We start from the raw sequence: 21172 nt of genomic DNA on the forward strand, positions 1-21172 counted from the left end.
TCGGGGACTGGCGGGCAGGCGCCGTCTGGTGTTCCGTACGCCTTTGTACGGGACGTTCTTTCGGGGGGTCAGACCATCAGCGCGCGGTCCGTCGGGCGGATCGGGGCCGGCAGGTCGCTCGCGCCGGTGAGGAAGTGGTCGACGCCGCGGGCGGCCGAGCGGCCCTCCGCGATGGCCCAGACGATGAGGGACTGGCCGCGGCCGGCGTCACCGGCGACGAACACGCCCGGCACGTTGGTCTGGAAGGCGGCGTCGCGGGCGATGTTGCCGCGCTCGTCGAGGTCCAGGCCGAACTGCTCGACCAGGCCGTTCTCACGGTCGGTGCCGGTGAAGCCCATGGCGAGGGTGACCAGCTGGGCGGGGATCTTGCGCTCCGTGCCCGGCTTCTGGGTCAGCTTGCCGTCGACGAACTCGACCTCGGCCAGGTGCAGCCACTGCACGTTGCCGTCCTCGTCGCCCTCGAAGTGGGTGGTGGACGCCGCGTAGATGCGCTCGCCGCCCTCCTCGTGGGCCGAGGTGACCTTGTAGAGGATCGGGAAGGTCGGCCAGGGCTGGTTCGTCGGGTGCCGCTCGTCGTTCGGGCGGGGCATGATCTCCAGCTGGGTGACGGAGGCCGCGCCCTGACGGTGGGCGGTGCCCACGCAGTCCGCGCCGGTGTCACCGCCGCCGATGACGACGACGTGCTTGCCCTCGGCCGAGACCGGGGGCGCCACGTAGTCGCCCTCCTGCACCTTGTTGGCCAGGGGCAGGTACTCCATGGCCTGGTAGATGCCCTTGAGTTCGCGGCCGGGCACGGGCAGGTCACGGGAGGTCGTCGCGCCGACCGCCAGCACCACCGCGTCGTACCGCTTCTTCAGGTCGGTCGCCTTGAGGTCGCGGCCGATCTCGATGCCCGTACGGAAGCGGGTGCCCTCCGCGCGCATCTGCTCGATGCGGCGGTTGATGTGCCGCTTCTCCATCTTGAACTCGGGGATGCCGTAGCGCAGCAGGCCGCCGATGCGGTCCGCGCGCTCGTACACCGCGACCGTGTGGCCCGCCCGCGTGAGCTGCTGGGCGGCGGCCAGACCGGCCGGGCCCGAGCCGATGACGGCGACGGTCTTGCCGGACAGGCGCTCGGGGATCTGCGGGGCGACGTCCCCGGTCTCCCACGCCTTGTCGATGATCGAGACCTCGACGTTCTTGATGGTGACCGGCGGCTGGTTGATGCCCAGCACGCACGCCGACTCACAGGGAGCGGGGCAGAGGCGGCCGGTGAACTCCGGGAAGTTGTTCGTCGCGTGCAGACGCTCCGAGGCGGCCGCCCAGTCCTCGCGGTAGGCGTAGTCGTTCCACTCGGGGATCAGGTTCCCCAGCGGACAGCCGTTGTGGCAGAACGGGATGCCGCAGTCCATGCACCGGCTGGCCTGCTTGCTGATGATCGGCAGCAGGGAACCGGGGACGTAGACCTCGTTCCAGTCCTTGACGCGCTCGCTGACGGGGCGGGTCTTGGCGACCTCACGGCCGTGGTTCAGGAAGCCCTTGGGGTCAGCCATTGATCGCCGCCTCCATCATCTTCTCGGTGATCTCGGTCTCGGTGAGACCGGCTCGCTCGGCGGCGTCCTTGGCGGCGAGCACTGCCTTGTACGTGCTGGGGATGATCTTGCTGAAGCGCGCCACTGCCTGGTCCCAGTCGGCCAGCAGCTTCTCGGCGACCGTCGAGCCGGTCTCCTCGGCGTGGCGGCGCACGACGTCGTGCAGCCACTGCTTGTCGGCGTCGTCGAGCGCCTGGACCGAGTCGAGGTTCCCGGCGTTGACGTTGTCGCGGTCGAGGTCGATCACGTAGGCGATACCACCGGACATGCCGGCCGCGAAGTTGCGGCCCGTCTCGCCGAGGACCACCGCGTGACCGCCGGTCATGTACTCGCAGCCGTGGTCGCCCACGCCCTCCGAGACGACCAGCGCCCCGGAGTTGCGGACGCAGAACCGCTCACCGGTACGGCCGCGCAGGAACAGCTCACCGCCGGTCGCGCCGTACGCGATGGTGTTGCCCGCGATCGTCGAGTACTCGGCGAGGTGGTCGGCGCCCCGGTCGGGGCGGACGACGACCCGGCCGCCGGAGAGGCCCTTGCCGACGTAGTCGTTGGCGTCGCCCTCCAGGCGCAGCGTGACACCGCGCGGCAGGAACGCGCCGAAGGACTGGCCGGCGGAGCCGGTGAAGGTGATGTCGATGGTGTCGTCGGGCAGACCGGCACCGCCGAACTTCTTCGTCACCTCGTGGCCGAGCATGGTGCCGACCGTGCGGTTGATGTTGCGGATGGCGACCTGGGCGCGCACCGGCTGGGCGTCGGTCGCCGAGTCGGCGGCCAGGGCGTCGGCGGCGAGCTTGATCAGCTCGTTGTCCAGCGCCTTCTCCAGGCCGTGGTCCTGGGCGACCACCTGGTGGCGCACCGCGCCCTCGGCCAGCTCGGGCACGTGGAACAGCGGCGCCAGGTCCAGGCCCTGTGCCTTCCAGTGGTCGACGGCACGGGTGACGTCGAGCGTCTCCGCGTGGCCGACTGCCTCCTCGATGGAGCGGAAGCCCAGCTCGGCGAGGATCTCGCGGACCTCCTGGGCGATGAACTGGAAGAAGTTCACCACGTGCTCGGCCTTGCCGGTGAAGCGCTCGCGCAGCACCGGGTTCTGGGTGGCGACGCCGACCGGGCAGGTGTCCAGGTGGCAGACGCGCATCATGATGCAGCCGGAGACGACGAGCGGGGCGGTCGCGAAACCGAATTCCTCGGCGCCCAGCAGCGCGGCGATGACGACGTCACGGCCGGTCTTCAGCTGGCCGTCGGTCTGCACGACGATGCGGTCGCGCAGGCCGTTGAGCAGCAGGGTCTGCTGGGTCTCGGCGAGGCCGAGCTCCCAGGGGCCGCCCGCGTGCTTCAGCGAGGTCAGCGGGGAGGCACCCGTACCACCGTCGTGGCCGGAGATCAGCACCACGTCCGCGTGCGCCTTCGACACACCCGCGGCGACCGTGCCGACGCCGACCTCGGAGACCAGCTTGACGTGAATCCGCGCCTGCGGGTTCGCGTTCTTCAGGTCGTGGATCAGCTGGGCCAGGTCCTCGATGGAGTAGATGTCGTGGTGCGGCGGCGGGGAGATCAGGCCGACGCCCGGGGTCGAGTGCCGGGTCTTGGCGACCCACGGGTAGACCTTGTGGCCGGGCAGCTGGCCGCCCTCGCCGGGCTTGGCGCCCTGGGCCATCTTGATCTGGATGTCGTCCGCGTTGACCAGGTACTCGGAGGTCACACCGAAGCGGCCGGAGGCGACCTGCTTGATGGACGACCGGCGCGCCGGGTCGTACAGACGCTCCGGGTCCTCGCCGCCCTCACCGGTGTTGGACTTGCCGCCCAGCTGGTTCATGGCGATGGCGAGCGTCTCGTGCGCCTCCTTGGAGATGGAGCCGTACGACATGGCGCCCGTGGAGAAGCGCTTGACGATCTCGCTGACCGGCTCGACCTCGTCGATGGAGATCGGCTGACGGCCCTCGGGACCGGACTTGAAGCCGAACAGGCCGCGCAGCGTCATCAGCCGCTCGGACTGCTCGTTCACACGGTCCGTGTACTTCTTGAAGATGTCGTAGCGGCCGGAGCGCGTGGAGTGCTGGAGGCGGAAGACCGTCTCCGGGTCGAACAGGTGCGGCTCGCCCTCGCGGCGCCACTGGTACTCGCCGCCGATGTCCAGCGCGCGGTGCGCGGGAGCGATGCCGGAGGCGGGGTAGGCCTTGGCGTGGCGGGCGGCGACCTCCTTGGCGATGACGTCGATGCCGACGCCGCCGATCTTGGTGGCCGTGCCGTTGAAGTACTTCTCGACGAAGGCCTCGTCGAGACCGACGGCCTCGAAGACCTGGGCGCCGCGGTAGGAGGCGACGGTCGAGATGCCCATCTTGGACATGACCTTCAGCACGCCCTTGCCGAGGGCGTAGATCAGGTTGCGGATGGCCTTCTCGGCCTCCATGCCGGGCAGGAAGGTGCCCGCGCGGACCAGGTCCTCGACGGACTCCATCGCCAGGTACGGGTTGACGGCGGCGGCGCCGAAGCCGATGAGCAGGGCGACGTGGTGGACCTCGCGGACGTCACCGGCCTCGACCAGGAGGCCCACGTGGGTGCGCTCCTTGGTGCGGATGAGGTGGTGGTGGACGGCCGCGGTGAGCAGCAGCGAGGGGATCGGCGCGTGCTCGGCGTCCGAGTGGCGGTCCGAGAGGACGATCAGTCGGGCGCCGTTGTCGATGGCGGCGTCGGCCTCGGCGCAGATCTCGTCGAGGCGCGCGGCGAGGGCGTCACCGCCGCCGGAGACCCGGAACAGGCCGGAGAGGGTCGCGGCCTTGAAGCCGGGCATGTCGCCGTCGGCGTTGACGTGGATGAGCTTGGCCAGCTCGTCGTTGTCGATCACCGGGAAGGGCAGCACGACAGACCGGCAGGAGGCCGCGGTCGGGTCGAGGAGGTTGCCCTGCGGGCCCAGCGATGAGCGCAGCGAGGTGACCAGTTCCTCGCGGATCGCGTCCAGCGGCGGGTTGGTGACCTGCGCGAAGAGCTGGGTGAAGTAGTCGAAGAGCAGCCGCGGGCGCTCGGAGAGGGCCGCGATCGGCGAGTCGGTGCCCATGGAGCCGATCGGCTCGGCGCCGGCCTTGGCCATCGGCGCCAGGATGATGCGCAGCTCCTCCTCGGTGTAGCCGAAGGTCTGCTGGCGGCGGGTGACCGAGGCGTGGGTGTGCACGATGTGCTCGCGCTCGGGCAGGTCGGAGAGCTCGATCTCGCCGGCCTCCAGCCACTCCGCGTACGGCTTCTCGGCGGCGAGCTGGGCCTTGATCTCGTCGTCCTCGATGATGCGGTGCTCGGCGGTGTCCACGAGGAACATGCGGCCGGGCTGGAGACGGCCCTTGCGGACGACCTTGGCGGGGTCGATGTCGAGGACGCCGACCTCGGAGCTGAGGACGACCAGGCCCTCGTCGGTGACCCAGTAGCGGCCGGGGCGCAGGCCGTTGCGGTCGAGCACGGCGCCGACCTGGGTGCCGTCGGTGAAGGTGACGCAGGCGGGACCGTCCCAGGGCTCCATCATCGTGGAGTGGAACTGGTAGAAGGCGCGCCGGGCAGGGTCCATGGAGTCGTGGTTCTCCCACGCCTCCGGGATCATCATCAGCACGGAGTGCGGCAGCGAGCGGCCGCCGAGGTGCAGCAGCTCCAGCACCTCGTCGAAGGACGCCGAGTCGGAGGCGTCGGGCGTACACACCGGGAAGATGCGATCGAGGGCCCGCTCGTCGGAGCCGAACAGATCCGAGACGAGCTGGGACTCGCGGGCGCGCATCCAGTTGCGGTTGCCCTTGACGGTGTTGATCTCACCGTTGTGCGCGACGAAGCGGTACGGGTGCGCCAGCGGCCAGCTCGGGAAGGTGTTGGTGGAGAACCGGGAGTGCACGAGCGCGATCGCGGAGGCGAAGCGGCGGTCGGACAGGTCCGGGAAGAAGGGCTCGAGCTGGCCGGTGGTCAGCATGCCCTTGTAGACGATCGTGCGGGCCGACAGGGACGGGAAGTAGACGTCCGCCTCACGCTCGGCGCGCTTGCGCAGTACGAAGGCCTTGCGGTCCAGCGCGATGCCCTCGCTGGCGCCGTCGGTGACGAAGACCTGCCGGAAGGACGGCATGGTCGAACGGGCGGTGGCGCCCAGCAGCTCGGGGGCGACCGGGACCTCGCGCCAGCCGAGGACCGTCAGGCCCTCTTCGGCCGCGATCGTCTCGATCTTCGAGACGGCGTCCTCGGTCCCCTCCTCGGGGAGGAAGGCGATACCGACGGCGTACGAGCCGGCCGTGGGCAGGTCGAATCCGGCCACCTCACGGAAGAAGGCGTCCGGCACCTGCGAGAGGAGGCCCGCGCCGTCGCCGGAGTCGGGCTCGGAGCCGGTGGCGCCGCGGTGCTCGAGGTTGCGCAGAACCGTGAGCGCCTGCTCGACCAGCGCGTGGCTCGCCTCGCCGGTGAGGGTGGCCACGAAGCCGACGCCACAGGCGTCGTGCTCGTTGCGGGGGTCGTACATACCCTGCGCAGCAGGGCGAGCATCCATGAACGACCAGTTCTGGCCATTCGCGGAATGCTGGGACGGCTGGCGCGGCGTACGCATCGGCTCTCCCGTCGTCGTCATGTGGCATGTGCTGGTGCCGAGGGACGACGTTGGCCCTCTGCGTGAGTGCAAAATTTCGTGCAGGTTACATGATGGAGCGGTTCTCGGGAACCGGATACTGCCTTCCAACATGCGGACACCACGGGGTGGCGGTGGGGTGCCGCACAGCGCGGTGGAAGTGTGTGGGGACCGATCCGGACACGATCGGTCAGATCGGTGTCGGTCGGCCGGAGGGGACGGGAGAAGCGTCGTCGCCCGCCCCACGGGTGCACGGCAGGCCTCATTGCCCGCAGCGCTTACGGCTCATGCCCGGTGATTAAGCATTCGAAACCAGCAAGTAACGGCTACTTATGCGGCCCAACGCATAAGTAGCGGTCGCACTATCCTACGGCCGTTCCGAACAGGCTGCCCAGGGCGTACGTCACACCGGCCGCGGCGCCGCCGAGCGCGAGCTGCCGCAGCCCGCTGTACCACCAGCTGCGCGCGGTCACCCTGGCCACCACGGCACCGCAGCCGAACAGTCCGACGAGGGCCAGCAGTACGGCCGGCCACAGCGTGGTCGCGCCCAGCAGGAACGGCAGTACGGGCAGCAGGGCGCCCAGCGCGAAGGATCCGAACGAGGACACGGCCGCTACCAGCGGCGACGGCAGGTCGCCGGGGTCGATGCCCAGTTCCTCGCGGGCGTGTATCTCCAGCGCCTGCTCGGGGTCGCGGGACAGCTGCCGGGCCACCTCGCGGGCCAGCTCCGGCTCGACGCCGCGTGCCTGGTAGAGCGCGGCGAGCTCGGCCTCCTCGTCCTGGGGGTGCTTGCGCAGCTCGCGGCGTTCGACATCCAGTTCGGCCTCGACGAGCTCGCGCTGCGAGGCGACGGAGGTGTACTCACCGGCCGCCATGGAGAAGGCCCCGGCGGCGAGGCCCGCGAGGCCCGTGATCACAATGGTGTGCTGGCCGACCGAACCGCCCGCGACGCCGGTCAGCAGGGCGAGGTTGGAGACCAGGCCGTCCATCGCACCGAACACCGCGGGGCGCAGCCAGCCGCCGTTCACATCCCGGTGCGTGTGATTGTCACGGTGCGCCTCGTGCAGCACCGCCTCGGTCTCGATGATGGCCATCAGGGGTCCCCCAGGAAGCTTAGCCATAGCTAACTTTGGATGAGTTCTACTTTTTGACAACACCGAACGTACGCCTCGGATTCCGTCCCCGCCAGCAAGGAAAGGCTCGGCTAACCTGCGGTTTTGGCCCCGACCGGGTGACTTGGCGGCATCGGAGGCGCTACCGGGCCGCTCCTGTGGGACACCTCCGCAAAGGGCTCCGCGCCCCGGGCGGAGCTCCCCCGGAGGTGAGGCCCGCATGGCATCGGCCCCTATGGCATCGGTCCGCGAACGGGCGCGCGGCGCGCTGCTCGGTCTGGCCGTCGGGGACGCGCTCGGGGCACCGGCCGAGAACATGAAGCCCTCCGAGATCCGCGCCCGCTGGGGCCGCATCACCGGGTACGTGGCCGAGAGGCCGGCCGGCACGGACGACACCGAGTACGCGATCTTCTCCGGGCTCCTGCTGGCCCGGCACGGTTCGGCGCTCACCCCCGCCCACGTCGAGGCGGCCTGGCACGAGTGGATCGCCGACGGCCACGAGGGCCCCTTCCGGGGCGCGGGCTTCAGTGAGCGCGGCACCCTGGAGAACCTCCGCCGGGGCCTGGCCGCCCCCATCTCCGCACAGCACCGGCACGCGTGGAGCGACGGCCTGGCGATGCGGGCGGCCCCCTTCGGGGTGTTCGCGGCGGGCCGCCCGGCCGAGGCGGCCCGGCTGGTGGCGATCGACGGTTCGGTCAGCCACGAGGGCGAGGGCATCTACGGCGGCCAGGCGGTGGCGGCCGGGGTCGCGGCGGCGATGGCGGGCGCGCCGACCGTCGCCGTGGTGGCCGCCGCCCTCGCGGTGGTCCCGGAGGACTCCTGGACGGCCCGCTCGCTGCGCCGCGCGGTGGCCGTCGCCCACCACGGGGAACGCGCGGTCCGCTCCGCCGTCGTCATCGGCGGCTACCCCTGGACCGACCTGGCCCCCGAGGCGGTCGCCCTGGCCTTCGGCGCGTACGCGGCGGCCGACGGCGACCTCAGGGAGGCGGTGCTCACGGCCGTGAACATGGGCCGCGACGCCGACACCACGGCCGCGGTCGCGGGCGCCCTGGCCGGGGCGACCCAGGGCGTCTCGGCGATCCCCGCCGACTGGGCCGCCGCGATCGGTCCGGCCCGCGGCAGCTGCCTGCCCTCGATGGCGGGCCACCACGTGCTGGACGTGGCCGAGCTGCTGGTGCCGGAGGAGGGCGGGAAATGGGGGGCGGAAGTGGTGGTGCCCGACTTCCTGCCGACGGTGGAACAGCTCCTCGCCGGCAGCCGCCTGCTGACCACCACCGGCGCCGGAGACCTGGACAGCGAGGTACGGCCATGACCCGCCGCATCGAAGGCCTGCTCCTCGGGCTCGCCGCCGGGGACGCCGCCGGGTGGCCCGCCGCGCGGCACCGGGCCGTGCGGATGCCCGAGTGGACGCGGCGGCTCACGCGCGAGCTGGACACCTTCGCCGAGCACAACGCGACGACCACGCTGCCGGTGCCGATCGCGCTCAACCAGCCGCCGGAGCCGCTGCGGCTCGGGCCCTCCGACGACGCCGAGTGGGCGGCGTTCGCGGCGGAGGCGGTGCTGCGCGCCGGGGACGACAGCGCGCTCGGGGACCTGAGCCGGGACCGCCGGATGCGCGCCGCCATCGACCTGACCTGGACCGCCGTCGCCTCCGAGGTCGCGGCGGCCGCCGAACGCGCCCCCGAGGTGGAATCGGCGGTGCTGCCGCTGCGCGCCCGGATCTCGGTCCGCGCCGGACTCGGCAATCTCGCCGCCGGTCTGCGTCCGCCCGCCACCGGCCACGACAACCCGCACTACTTCGACGACGCGGCCTGTGTACGGGCCTGTGTGCTCGCCGTGGCCCACCCCGGCGATCCCGCACGCGCCGCCGCCCTCGCCGAGTTCGACGCCCGCTACACCCAGGACGGCGACGGCGTGCACGGCGCCAGGGCGATGGCGGCGGCCCTGGCGCTCGCGCTCGCCGGGGCCGAGGCCGGGGCGTGTGTGGCGGCGGCGCTCGCCGAGCTGCCCGGGGAGACGGAGATCGGCCGCAACGCCCGCCACGCGCTGGCCCTCGTCGAGGACACCGACACCGCCTTCGGGCTGGTCCCGCTGCTGGAACACCAGATCGTCGACCACGTCTACAGCTACGGCATCGCCGCCGCCGAGACCGTCCCGGTCGCCCTGGCCCTGGCCACCGCGGCCCGCGGCCGGATCGGCGAGGCGGTCCCCGCCGCGGCCTGCCTGTCCCGGGTCGCCGACTCCGCCCCCGCCCTGGCCGGCGCGCTGACCGGCGCGCTGGGCGGCGGCGAGACGATCCCGCAGGCCTGGCGGGACGCCTGCCGCACCCTCTCGGGCTGTGCCCTGCCCCGTCTGACCGGCACCGACCTGGTGGAACTCGCCGGACTCCTGGAAGCCACGCAACCGGCCCGACCAGGGGGATGATTCGGGCATGACGCCCAAAGGAGAAGAAAACAGCGGGGCCGGTCTGGACGAACGGATCACCGGGGCACTGGTCGGCGCCGCCGTCGGCGACGCGCTCGGCGGCCCCGTCGAGGGCTACTCCCCCGACCAGATCGCCGAGCGCCACGGCGGCCGCGTCCATGGCATCGTCGGCCCCTGGAACGGCGACGCCTGGCGCACCGCCCGCCCGATCGCGCCGTACCACAAGGGCGACGGACACGTCACCGACGACACCCTGATGACCCACGCCCTGGTCCGGGTGTACGCCCGGGTCCGCGACCACCTGGACGCGTACGCGATCGCCGACCACCTGGTCCCCGACCTGATGACCACCCCGCGCTGGATCCCGGAGCTGGAGGCGGAGGCACTCCCGCTACAGCGGATCTTCCTGGCGGAGAAATGGCTGGTGGCCCGGCTGGCCTACGGCCATGTCGACCCGCGCGAGGCGGGCACCGGCAACATCGTCAACTGCGGCGCGGCGATGTACATGGCCCCCGTCGGCCTGGTCAACGCGGCCAACCCGGCGGGCGCGTACGCCGAGGCGCTGGACGTCGCAGGCGCGCACCAGTCGTCGTACGGCCGTGAGGCGGCCGGCGTCTTCGCGGCGGCGGTGGCGGCGGCGACCACGCCGGACGCGACGCCGGAGTCGGTGGTGGCCGCGTGCCTGGACCTGGCGAAGGACGGCACACGGGAGGCGATCGACCGGGTCTGCCAAGTGGCGGGCGACCACCGGGACTTCGAGTCGGCCCTGGCCCCGGTCCGAGAGGCGGTCGCCCCCTACGACACGGTGGGCCCCGACTACCGCACCCCCTCCCTCGGCGCCCGCCGCCCCTCCCGGCTGCACTCGATCGAGGAACTCCCCGTCGCGCTGGGCATGTTGCTCGTCTCCGGCGGCGACTACCGGCAGGCGGTCCTGGGCGCGGTCAACTACGGCCGGGACTGCGACTCCATCGCCACGATGGCGGGCGCCCTCGCCGGCGCACTCGGCTCACCGGTCCCGGAGGACTGGTCGAAGGCGGTGGCCGAGGCCAGCCGCCTGGACCTGTGGGAACCGGCGCGCGCACTGGCCGAGGTGACCCGGGAGGTGTTCGCGCGGGACGTCCGCCGCCGCCGCTCCCACGAGGCGGCATTCGCTCGGCTCGGGGGCACCGGATGCTCCGCCTGACCTGGGTCCAGCCGGAGGACCTGCTCGGTCACGAACTCCACCAGGCCCGCCAGGACGGCCGTGAGCCGTCGGCGATCGCGGCGCGCTGGAGGGCGGCGGGCGGCCGGGAGGCGCCGGCCCGGGCGGGAGCGTCGGCGCGGCCGGCGTCACGCTATCTGCGGACGCTGGCGGAGGACCTGCTGGACGAACTGGCCGACCTTCCCAGCCGCTTCGCGGAGGACGAGCCGACGGACCTGGCGAGGATCAAGGCCGCCTGCCCAACCTGGCCCACCCGGCCCGCGGGCAGTGGTGCCCCCACCCCGCTCGCCCTCGAAGCCGCCTGGCTCGGCAGGGCCGTGGGCTGCCTCCTCGGCAAACCGGTGGAGAAGCTCCCCCTGGAGGGCATCCGCCGACTGGCCCGCGCCACCGGCAACTGGCCACTGAACACCTGGTTCACGGCCCGCGGAGTCCCCGCGGACCTGACGGAGACGTACCCCTGGAACCGCCGCTCGGCCGCCACCTCCCTCGCCGAGAACATCGACGGCATGCCCGAGGACGACGACCTCAACTACCCCCTCCTCAACCTCGTCCTCCTGCGACGCCACGGCAGGAGCTTCACCACCACCGACGTGGCGGGGCTCTGGCTGGACGAACTCCCGCCCGGCCGCACCTTCACCGCCGAACGCCTCGCCCTGCGCAACCTCCTCACCGGCGTCGAGCCCCCGCACACCGCCCGCCACCGCAACCCCTTCCGCGAATGGATCGGCGCCCTGATCCGCGCCGACGTCCACGGCTGGACCAACCCGGGCGACCCGGCCGCCGCCGCCGGACAGGCCCACCGCGACGCCGCCCTCACCCACACCGCCAACGGCGTCTACGCGGCCATGTTCACCGCCGCCACCATCGCCACCGCCGCCACCGGCACCCACGACATCCACGCCTGTCTGCGCACCGGCCGCACGGTGGTCCCCTCCCGCTCCCGCCTGGCCGGGGCGATCGACCACGCCGTCCGGCTCGCCCGGTCCCACCAGGACTTCGACGAGGTCGTGGACGAACTCCACGCCACCCACTCCGCCACCTACCACTGGGTGCACGCCATCCCCAACACCGCCCTCATCGCCGCCGCCCTCACCCACGCGGACGGCGACTTCACCGGCTCCGTCTGCCGGGCGGTGTCCGGCGGCTGGGACACCGATTCCAACGGCGCGACCGCCGGGAGCATCGCCGGTCTCCTCGCCGGCTCCCCCGACGCACTCCCGCACCGCTGGACGGCCCCCCTGAAGAACCGCCTCGCCACATCCGTCGCCGGCTTCGACGGCACCGGCTTCGACGCCCTCGCCCACCTCACCCACTCGCTCACCCGTCCGGAGGTGACCCACCCATGACCCACATCGCCGTACTCGGCAGCACGAACATGGATCTGGTCGCGTACGTCGAGAAGGCCCCGCAGCGCGGGGAGACCGTCACGGGACGGGAGTTCCGTACGATCCCCGGCGGCAAGGGCGCCAACCAGGCGATCGCCGCGGCCCGCGCCGGCGCGACGGTCTCGATGCTCGGCGCGGTCGGCAACGACGCCTTCGGCATCCGGCTGCGCTCCGCCCTGGAGCACTCCGGCGTGGACACCGACAGCCTGCGCACGGTCGAGGGCCCCTCCGGCACCGCGCACATCGTCGTGGACGACGAGGGCGGCAACGCGATCGTCGTGATCCCCGGCGCGAACGGCACCGTCGACCATCTCACCCCGGGCGACGAGGGCGTCATCGCCTCCGCCGACGCGCTGCTGCTCCAGTTGGAGATCCCGTCGGCGGGCGTTCTCGCGGGCGCGGAGGCGGCCCGCCGGCACGGCGTCCGTACGGTCCTCACCCCGGCGCCCGCCCGGCCGCTCCCGCCCGAACTGCTCGCCGCCACCGACCTGCTGGTGCCCAACGAGTACGAAGCGGCCACCCTCACCGGCCGCACCGACCCGCTCGACGCGGCCGCCGCCCTGCTCGACCGGGTGCCGGAGGTCGTGATCACCCTGGGCGCGGCGGGCTGCCTGTACGTGCTCCGGGGCACCGAACCCCTCGTGGTGCCCGCTCCCCAGGTGACCGCCGTGGACTCCACCGGCGCGGGCGACACCTTCGTCGGCGCTCTCGCGGTGGCCCTCGCCGAGGAGCGGCCGGTCCGGGAGGCGCTGACCTGGGCGGCCGCTGCGGCATCGATCTCCGTCCAGCGGGAGGGGGCGTCGGCGTCGATGCCGTACCGCCCGGAGATCGAGGCGCGGTACACCGCATGAGTACCAACGACATGAGTACCGACCGCATGAGTACCGACCGCATGAGTACCGACCGCATGAGTACCGACCGCATGAATACCAGCCAACCGCTCAGCGGTCTGCGCGTCCTCGATCTCGCCACGCTCTTCGCCGGGCCGCTGGCCGCCACCCTGCTCGGCGACTTCGGCGCCGAGGTCGTCAAGGTCGAACATCCGGCGAAGCCCGACCCGTCCCGGGGCCACGGCCCCGCCAAACACGGCGTCGGCCTGTGGTGGAAGCTGCTCGGCCGCAACAAGCGCACGATCACCCTGGACCTGTCCAAGCCGGGCGGCCGGACCACCCTGCTGCGGCTGGCCGCCACCGCCGACGTGGTGATCGAGAACTTCCGCCCCGGCACCCTGGAGAAGTGGGACCTGGGCTGGGACGAGCTGTCCGCCGCCAACCCGCGCCTGATCCTCACCAGGGTCACCGCGTTCGGCCAGTTCGGCCCGTACGCCCACCGCCCCGGCTTCGGCACCCTCGCCGAGGCGATGAGCGGCTTCGCGGCGATCACCGGGGATCCGGACGCCCCGCCGACCCTCCCGCCGTTCGGCCTCGCCGACTCCATCGCCGCTCTGGCGACGGCATATGCCGTCATGACCGCGCTCGCGGCGCGGGAACGCACCGGCGCCGGCCAGGTCGTCGACATGGCGATCATCGAACCGATCCTGACCGTCCTCGGCCCCCAGCCCACCTGGTACGACCAGCTCGGATACGTCCAGGAACGCACCGGCAACCGGTCCGCGAACAACGCCCCGCGCAACACCTACCGCACGGCCGACGGCTCCTGGGTCGCCGTGTCCACCTCCGCCCAGTCGGTCGCGGAACGGGTGATGCGGCTGGTGGGCAGACCGGAGCTGATCGACGAGCCGTGGTTCGCGACCGGCGCCGGCCGGGCCGCGCACGCCGACGTGCTGGACCGGGCGGTCGGCGGCTGGATCGCCGGTCGGACCCGCACCGAGGTCCTCGCGGCCTTCGAGAAGGCGGAGGCCGCGATCGCGGAGGTCCAGGACGTACGCGGTGTGCTGGCCGACCCGCAGTACCAGGCCCTGGACACCGTCACCACCGTCGACGACCCGGAGCTCGGCCCGCTGCGCATGCAGAACGTCCTCTTCCGGCTGTCCGCCACACCCGGCGCGATCCGCTGGGCGGGCCGCCCGCACGGCGCGGACACCGAGGCCGTCCTCACCGAGCTGGGGCTGGCCCCGGACGAGCTGCGCGCCCTGCGCGAGGAGGGCGCCCTGTGAGCCCGTTCCCGCTGACCTGGCTGTACGCCCCCGGTGACCGCCCGCACGTCGTCACCAAGGCGCTGGCCTCCGGCGCGGACGTCGTGGTGGTCGACCTGGAGGACGCGGTCGCCCCCGACCGCAAGGCGTACGCCCGCGCCGCCACCGCCGAGCTGCTGTCCGAGCCCCAGCCGGTCCCCGTGCACGTCCGGGTCAACGCCCTGGACGGGCCCTGGGCGGCGGCGGACGTGCGGGAGGTGGCCACGCTCGGCGGGGTGGCCGGGCTGCGGCTGCCCAAGGTGACGTCGGCGCAGGACGTGGTCGGCGTGGCCGAGCGCACCGCGCTGCCCCTGTTCGCCCTGCTGGAGAGCGCGCTGGGCATCGAACGGGCCTACTCCGTCGCCGCCGCGCACCCGTCGCTGCGGGGCATCGCCCTGGGCGAGGCGGACCTCCGGGCCGACCTGGGAGTACGGGACGACGTGGGCCTCGACTGGTGCCGCTCCCGGGTGGTCGTCGCCGCGCGCGCGGCCGGGCTGCCCCCGCCGCCCCAGTCGGTGCACCCCGACATCCGTGACCTGGCGGGCCTGAGTGCCTCCTGCGCCCACGGCCGCGCCCTGGGCTTCCTCGGCCGGGCCGCGATCCACCCGCGCCAGCTCCCGGTGATCGAGCGGGCCTACCTCCCCACCCAGGCCGAGCTGGAACAGGCCGAGACGATCGTCAAGGCGGCCATGACCGACCAGGGCGCGCAGGCCCTGCCGGACGGCCGCTTCATCGACGCGGCGGTGGTGGCGGCGGCCCAGCGGACGCTGGCGCTGGCGGACAGGTCCTGAGACACGGCGAGGGCGCCCGGCCTCTGCGCATGTGCGGCTACTGCCGCGTGACCGGGCGCCCTCGGCGTCGTACCGCCTGGCGTCAGCTCTTCTTACCGGCCGACTCGGCCTCGTCCTTCGCCTCCACGGCATCCGGCTCGGCCTTGTCTTCGGCCTCGGCCTCCACGGCATCCGGCTCGGCCTTGTCCCCGTCCTTGCCCTCGGCCTTGTCCCCGTCCTGGCCCTCGGCCTCGACGGTGACCGCGGTCTCCTCCTCGGCCGGACCGTCGGAGACACCCGGCTCGACCACCGCTTCCCGTCCCGGCCGCCTTTTCGCCGAGATCACCATGTAGACCACCGCGAGCAGGAACACGATCATCGCGGTCCAGTCGTTGAGCCTGAGCCCCAGGATGTGGTGAGCGTCGTCGACGCGCATGTACTCGATCCAGCCGCGGCCCACGCAGTACGCGGCGACGTACAGCGCGAACGCCCGGCCGTGGCCCAGCTTGAAGCGGCGGTCGGCCCAGATGACCAGGAAGCCGACGCCGATGCACCACAGGGACTCGTACAGGAACGTCGGGTGGTAGTAGCCCGGCACCCGGCCGCCCTCGGAGGAGGTGATGTGCAGCGCCCACGGAACGTGCGTCTCGCGGCCGTACAGCTCCTGGTTGAACCAGTTGCCCCAGCGGCCCATGGCCTGCGCGAAGGCGATGCCCGGAGCGATGGCGTCGGCGTACGCGGGCAGCGGGATGCCCCGTCGCCGGCAGCCGATCCACGCGCCCAGCGCGCCCAGCGCGATGGCACCCCAGATACCGAGGCCGCCCTGCCACACCTTGAAGGCGTCCACCCAGTCGCGGCCCTCGCTGAAGTACAGCTCGTAGTCCGTGATCACGTGGTAGAGACGGCCGCCGACCAGGCCGAAGGGCACGGCCCAGACCGCGATGTCGGCCACCGTGCCGGCCTGCCCGCCGCGGGCGATCCAGCGCTTGTTGCCGAGCCAGACGGCAATGAAGACGCCGATGATGATGCAGAACGCATAGCCGCGCAGCGGAATGGGACCGAGGTGGATCACCCCGCGCGACGGGCTGGGAATGTAGGCAAGTTCCATGGCAGGGTCGACGCTACCGTGCCCGGCCGGGCCCACGGCAGGCGGCCCGGCTACGGGTCCATAACAGGGGCGTGAGAAACGCTCACCCGCGTCGGCTGTCCCTCGTCCACTAACCCTTGTCGGCCTCCTCCACCATCTGCTTCAGCTTGGCCGGGGTCATCGTGCGGTCCTCGTAGATGTTCTTGCCGCCCAGCAGCACGGTCGGCGTGCCGGTGAAGCCGCCCGCCTGGAAGGCCTTGTTGGACTTCTCCACCCAGCTGGTGTGCGTGCCGTCGTTGACGCACTTGCGGAAGGCGGCCGTGTCCAGGCCGGGGGCCTTGCCCGCCAGCTCGGTCAGCTTGGCGTCGCTGGAGAAGGCGTCGTCGGTCTCCTTGGGCTGGTTCCGGTAGAGCACGTCGTGGTAGTCACGGAACTTTCCGGCGTCCTGGGCGCAGGCCGCGGCGTTGGCCGCGCGGCGGGATCCGCTGCCGCCGAGGTTGCCGTCGATCAGCGTGACCAGGTGGTACTCGATTCTGAGCTTGCCCGCGTCGGTCAGCTCGTGGAGCGTCGGCCGGTACACCGTCTCGAAGGCCTGGCAGGCCGGGCAGCGGAAGTCCTCCCACACCGTGAGCGTCGACCTGGCGCCGTCCTTGCCGACCGGGATCGCGAGGCTGTCCTTGCCCAGTGCCCCCGAAGGCGCCACGACCGGGCCCGCCTTGGCGGCGCCCTTCTCCTTGCCCGAGTTCGCGGCGATCACTCCGATCACCGCCGCGAGGCCCAGGACACAGACGACGCTCGCGCCGACGATCAGCGCGCGCCGTCGCTTCTCCGCGGACTTCTGCTTCTCGCGCTCGACCGCCAGCCGCTCCCGGGCGGTGCGCTTTCCCTCACGGTTCTTCTCGCTCACACCCCCAGAACGAACCGGGGAGGCGCAGCGCGCCTCCCCGGTCCCAGGTCCACTCGTTCGAGTGACCGAACGCGTCAGCCCCGGCCGCGCACGCCCTGCGCCAGTTCACCGGCGAGCGCGCGGACCGCCTCGACGCCCGCCGCGTGGTCCGGCGCGTCCAGCATCCGCTTGACGAAGGCCGAGCCGACGATCACGCCGTCGGCGAAGCCGGCGACCTCGGCGGCCTGGGCCGCGTCGGAGACACCGAGCCCGACGCAGACGGGCAGGTCGGTTCCAGTGGCGCGGGTCCGCTCCACCAGGTCCTGCGCCTGCGCGCCGACCGACTCACGGGTGCCGGTGACGCCCATCAGCGAGGCCGCGTAGACGAAGCCGCTGCCCGCCGCGGTGATCTCGCCGAGCCGCTCGTCCTTGCTGCTCGGCGCCACCACGAAGACCGTGGCGAGGCCGTGCTTCTCGGCGTGCTCCCGCCACAGCGCCGACTCCTGCACGGGCAGGTCGGGCAGGATGCAGCCCGCGCCGCCCGCCTCGGCCAGCTCGGCGGTGAAGCGCTCGACGCCGTAGCGGTCGATGGGGTTCCAGTACGTCATGACGAGGATCGGCTTGCCGGTGGCCTCGTAGGCCTCCTTGACCGTGCGCATGACGTGCGCGATCTTGACGCCGCCGCGCAGGGCGATGTCGTCGGCGGTCTGGATGACGGGCCCGTCGAGCACGGGGTCGCTGTGCGGCAGACCGACCTCGACGACATCGGCTCCGCCGTCGAGCACGGCCTTGATCGCCGCGATGCCGCCGTCCACGGTCGGGAACCCGGCCGGGAGGTAGGCGATGAGCGCGGAGCGGCCCTCGGCCTTGGCGGCGGCGAGGGTGTCCGACAGCAGCTGGATGTTTCCGCTCACTTGGCGTCCCCCTCGATCTCGGCGGTGTCGGCCGCGTTGGCGGCGACCTCGGCGTCGGTGTCGTACAGGCCGAAGTAGCGGGCGGCCGTGTCCATGTCCTTGTCGCCGCGACCGGACAGGTTGACCAAGATCAGCCCGTCCTTGCCCAGCTCCTTGCCGACCTCCAGGGCGCCGGCCAGCGCGTGGGCGCTCTCGATCGCCGGGATGATGCCCTCGGTCCGCGACAGCAGGCGCAGGGCCTGCATCGCCGCGTCGTCGGTGACCGCCCGGTACTCACCGCGGCCGCTGTCCTTGAGGTAGGAGTGCTCGGGCCCGATGCCCGGGTAGTCCAGACCGGCCGAGATCGAGTACGGCTCGGTGATCTGGCCCTCCTCGTCCTGAAGGACGTAGGACCGGGAGCCGTGCAGGATGCCGGGCTCGCCCGCGGTCAGGGTGGCCGCGTGCTCGCCGGTCTCGACGCCGTGGCCTGCCGGCTCGCACCCGATCAGGCGGACGGACGCGTCCGGGATGAACGCGTGGAAGAGGCCGATGGCGTTGGAGCCGCCGCCGACACAGGCGACTGCGGCGTCCGGGAGGCGTCCCGCCCGCTCCAGGAGCTGGCGGCGGGCCTCCACGCCGATCACACGGTGGAAGTCGCGGACCATGGCCGGGAAGGGGTGGGGGCCGGCGACCGTACCGAAGAGGTAGTGGGTGTGGTCGACGTTGGCCACCCAGTCGCGGAAGGCCTCGTTGATGGCGTCCTTCAGCGTGCGGCTGCCGGACTTCACGGCGATGACCTCGGCGCCCAGCATGCGCATGCGGGCCACGTTGAGGGCCTGCCGCTCGGTGTCGATCTCGCCCATGTAGATCGTGCACTCGAGGCCGAACAGGGCGCAGGCCGTCGCCGTCGCGACACCGTGCTGACCGGCGCCGGTCTCCGCGATGACACGGGTCTTGCCCATGCGCCTGGTCAGCAGGGCCTGGCCGAGCACGTTGTTGATCTTGTGAGAGCCGGTGTGATTGAGGTCCTCCCGCTTCAGGAAGACACGTGCGCCACCGGCGTGTTCGGCGAACCTGGGCACCTCGGTGAGAGAGCTGGGGCGGCCGGTGTAGTTGACCAGCAGGTCGTCGAGCTCGCGGGCGAACTCGGGGTCGTGCTTGGCCTTGTCGTACTCGACGGCCACCTCGTCCACGGCGGCGACGAGGGCCTCCGGGATGAACTTGCCGCCGAAGGCCCCGAAGTAGCCTTCGGGGCTGGGGACCTGACCCTCCGGGTCGGGGATGAAGAAGTCGCTGGGCATGCGGATACCTCACGGTGAGTGCGTGTGAAAAGACACTGTTCGCCGTGGGGGCGGGGGTTCGTCCGTTGACTGCGAGCCGTCAGTGGCTTGTCGCGCCCGCGCGGCGGTAGCCGCAGATCAAATACAGCCCCGCGCCCCTGAAGGGGCGCTGCCATCGCCGACCGTTCACCTGTCCGGGCTCGTCACCGATGACGTATCGGACGCGACGACCGTGGACACGCCTCGCGGGGGCTCGGCAGCCCCTCGGGCGGCAGCCGCGCGCCAGGCGGGCGTGCCGGTCCACGGTGGTCACGGTCAGAGTCATCGGGTTCAGCCTAGCGGGAAATCAGCCCCGGCCGTGCCGCAGTGCCGGGTGCTCCCCCGCCGCCACCAGGTCGGCCACCGCCGTCTTGGGGTCGCGGCCGGTCACGAGGGACTCACCGACCAGGACCGCGTCGGCGCCCGCGTTGGCGTAGGCGATGAGGTCGTGGGGGCCGCGGACGCCGGACTCGGCGATCTTGACGATGTGGTTCGGGATCTCCGGGGCGACGCGCTCGAACGTGCCGCGGTCGACCTCCAGCGTCCTGAGGTTGCGCGCGTTGACGCCGATCACCTTGGCGCCCGCGTCCACCGCGCGCTCGACCTCGTCCTCGTCGTGCACCTCGACGAGCGGGGTGAGGCCGATGGAGACGGCGCGCTCGATCAGCGACTCCAGGGCCGGCTGGTCGAGGGCGGCGACGATCAGCAGCGCGAGGTCGGCGCCGTACGCCCGGGCCTCCCACAGCTGGTACGACGTGACGATGAAGTCCTTGCGCAGGACCGGGATGTCCACGCGGGCCCGGACGGCCTCCAGGTCGGCCAGCGAGCCGCCGAAGCGGCGCTGTTCGGTGAGGACCGAGATGACGGCCGCGCCGCCCGCCTCGTAGTCCGCGGCGAGCCCGGCGGGGTCGGCGATCGCGGCCAGCGCGCCCTTGGACGGGCTGGAGCGCTTCACCTCACAGATGACCTTGACGCCCTCGCCGCGCAGCGCGGCCACGCCGTCCTTGGCGGCGGGACCCTTCGCCACGCGCTCCTTGAGCTCGTCGAGGCTGACGCGCGCCTGCCGCTCCGCGAGGTCGGCACGGACTCCGTCGATGATCTCGTCGAGCACACTCACGCGAGCGGCCCCCTTCCAGACGGTTGTTCCAGACGGTTGAAAAGCCATTGAAAAGCCATGGTCACTGCGATGGTATCCGGAGGAGGGCGCAGGCCTCGCATCCGGTTGACGCCGGTCCCTCCCCCACCCTTGAACCAGCTTCGCACGGCTCGGGCTGGAGGGCCCCCACCCTGGACGTTCACCCGCTGGTCAAGGGTGCAGCCAGCCGCCGAACGGCAGGTTCCGGACGACGGTGAACACCAGCAGCAACGCCCCGGCGGCCCAGAGCTGCGCCGGAGAGGGGTCGATCCGCAGCGGGCGTCCGCGTACCGCGCGGACCGCCCAGACGGTCCACAGCGCGGCGAAACCCAGATAGCCGGCCACGGCCGCCGCGTTGTCCTGGAGCGCGGTGAGGAGGTCCCCGTGGACGAAGGCGTGCGCGCTGCGCAGGCCGCCGCAGCCGGGGCAGTACAGGCCGGTGTAGCGCAGCAGGGGGCACACCGGGTAGTGGCCGGGCTGGTTGGGGTCGACGGCACCGACGTAGGCGAAGGCCCCGGCGACGGCCGTGAGGATCCCGGCGGGCACGGTGAGCCTTCCCCACCGGGCGGTGGGCGTCCCGAGGGCGCTGGGGCTGCGGGCGTTCACGCCTCGCATTCTGCCCCGTACGGGCCGCACGCGCGCGTGAGGGGCGGCCGGCACCTCAGCGGTGCCGGCC

Annotated in this window: 17 protein-coding genes; 7 read left to right on the top strand and 10 right to left on the bottom strand. The window is 72.3% G+C overall.

Going from position 1 to position 21172, the window contains the following annotated elements:
* Positions 1–68: 68 nt before the first annotated feature.
* From ACWGJM_RS28100 to ACWGJM_RS28110, 3 genes are all read right to left on the bottom strand, one after another.
* Positions 69–1532, bottom strand: a complete 1464-nt coding sequence (locus ACWGJM_RS28100) for a glutamate synthase subunit beta (RefSeq protein ID WP_453414499.1) — start codon at positions 1530–1532, stop codon at positions 69–71.
* Complete coding sequence (gene gltB / locus ACWGJM_RS28105) at positions 1525–6132, bottom strand: glutamate synthase large subunit (protein ID WP_453414519.1); 4608 nt, start codon at positions 6130–6132, stop codon at positions 1525–1527. Before gltB ends, ACWGJM_RS28100 begins: the two co-directional genes overlap by 8 nt.
* Before the next feature lie 380 nt (positions 6133–6512).
* On the bottom strand, positions 6513–7244 hold the full coding sequence (locus ACWGJM_RS28110; RefSeq protein WP_453414500.1) for a VIT1/CCC1 transporter family protein: 732 nt from the start codon (positions 7242–7244) through the stop codon (positions 6513–6515).
* A gap of 238 nt (positions 7245–7482) precedes the next feature.
* On the opposite strand from ACWGJM_RS28110, the gene ACWGJM_RS28115 reads away from it, so the two are divergent.
* The 7 genes from ACWGJM_RS28115 to ACWGJM_RS28145 all read left to right on the top strand — a co-directional run bounded on the left by ACWGJM_RS28115 (position 7483) and on the right by ACWGJM_RS28145 (position 15197).
* Positions 7483–8574: an ADP-ribosylglycohydrolase family protein gene (locus ACWGJM_RS28115; protein ID WP_453414501.1), complete on the top strand. Its 1092-nt coding sequence runs from the start codon at positions 7483–7485 to the stop codon at positions 8572–8574.
* Positions 8571–9686 carry an ADP-ribosylglycohydrolase family protein gene (locus tag ACWGJM_RS28120; protein WP_453414502.1) on the top strand — a complete coding sequence of 372 codons (1116 nt, stop codon included), beginning with the start codon at positions 8571–8573 and terminating at the stop codon, positions 9684–9686. Before ACWGJM_RS28115 ends, ACWGJM_RS28120 begins: the two co-directional genes overlap by 4 nt.
* Positions 9687–9693: 7 nt before the next feature.
* A complete protein-coding gene (locus ACWGJM_RS28125) occupies positions 9694–10869 on the top strand; it encodes an ADP-ribosylglycohydrolase family protein (RefSeq protein ID WP_453414503.1) in 1176 nt (391 codons plus the stop codon).
* On the top strand, positions 10857–12233 hold the full coding sequence (locus tag ACWGJM_RS28130; RefSeq protein ID WP_453414504.1) for an ADP-ribosylglycohydrolase family protein: 1377 nt from the start codon (positions 10857–10859) through the stop codon (positions 12231–12233). The genes ACWGJM_RS28125 and ACWGJM_RS28130 overlap by 13 nt, the downstream gene beginning before the upstream one ends.
* A complete protein-coding gene (gene rbsK / locus ACWGJM_RS28135; RefSeq protein ID WP_453414505.1) occupies positions 12230–13123 on the top strand; it encodes a ribokinase in 894 nt (297 codons plus the stop codon). Before ACWGJM_RS28130 ends, rbsK begins: the two co-directional genes overlap by 4 nt.
* 71 nt (positions 13124–13194) lie before the next feature.
* The gene (locus tag ACWGJM_RS28140) at positions 13195–14388 is read left to right on the top strand and encodes a CaiB/BaiF CoA transferase family protein (protein ID WP_453414506.1); all 1194 of its coding nucleotides are present in this window, start codon (positions 13195–13197) and stop codon (positions 14386–14388) included.
* On the top strand, positions 14385–15197 hold the full coding sequence (locus ACWGJM_RS28145) for an HpcH/HpaI aldolase/citrate lyase family protein (RefSeq protein WP_453414507.1): 813 nt from the start codon (positions 14385–14387) through the stop codon (positions 15195–15197). The genes ACWGJM_RS28140 and ACWGJM_RS28145 overlap by 4 nt, the downstream gene beginning before the upstream one ends.
* Positions 15198–15279: 82 nt before the next feature.
* Here the strand turns inward: ACWGJM_RS28145 and lgt are convergent, their stop codons facing one another.
* From lgt to ACWGJM_RS28180, 7 genes are all read right to left on the bottom strand, one after another.
* Complete coding sequence (gene lgt / locus ACWGJM_RS28150) at positions 15280–16284, bottom strand: prolipoprotein diacylglyceryl transferase (protein WP_453414508.1); 1005 nt, start codon at positions 16282–16284, stop codon at positions 15280–15282.
* Between the two features lie 109 nt (positions 16285–16393).
* Positions 16394–17170, bottom strand: coding sequence for a DsbA family protein (locus ACWGJM_RS28155; protein WP_453414509.1), 777 nt, complete (start codon positions 17168–17170; stop codon positions 16394–16396).
* 74 nt (positions 17171–17244) lie between these two features.
* A complete protein-coding gene (gene trpA, locus ACWGJM_RS28160; protein WP_453414510.1) occupies positions 17245–18063 on the bottom strand; it encodes a tryptophan synthase subunit alpha in 819 nt (272 codons plus the stop codon).
* Complete coding sequence (gene trpB / locus ACWGJM_RS28165; protein ID WP_453414511.1) at positions 18060–19343, bottom strand: tryptophan synthase subunit beta; 1284 nt, start codon at positions 19341–19343, stop codon at positions 18060–18062. The genes trpA and trpB overlap by 4 nt, the downstream gene beginning before the upstream one ends.
* A gap of 79 nt (positions 19344–19422) precedes the next feature.
* Positions 19423–19647 (bottom strand): tryptophan biosynthesis modulator TrpM, encoded by a 225-nt coding sequence (trpM, locus tag ACWGJM_RS28170; RefSeq protein ID WP_453414512.1) that lies wholly within the window; start codon positions 19645–19647, stop codon positions 19423–19425.
* 21 nt (positions 19648–19668) lie between these two features.
* Complete coding sequence (trpC, locus tag ACWGJM_RS28175; protein ID WP_453414513.1) at positions 19669–20478, bottom strand: indole-3-glycerol phosphate synthase TrpC; 810 nt, start codon at positions 20476–20478, stop codon at positions 19669–19671.
* A 189-nt stretch (positions 20479–20667) separates the two neighbouring features.
* Positions 20668–21111 carry a DUF2752 domain-containing protein gene (locus ACWGJM_RS28180; RefSeq protein ID WP_453414520.1) on the bottom strand — a complete coding sequence of 148 codons (444 nt, stop codon included), beginning with the start codon at positions 21109–21111 and terminating at the stop codon, positions 20668–20670.
* Positions 21112–21172: the final 61 nt, after the last annotated feature.

This window comes from Streptomyces sp. NPDC054834 (assembly GCF_053611185.1).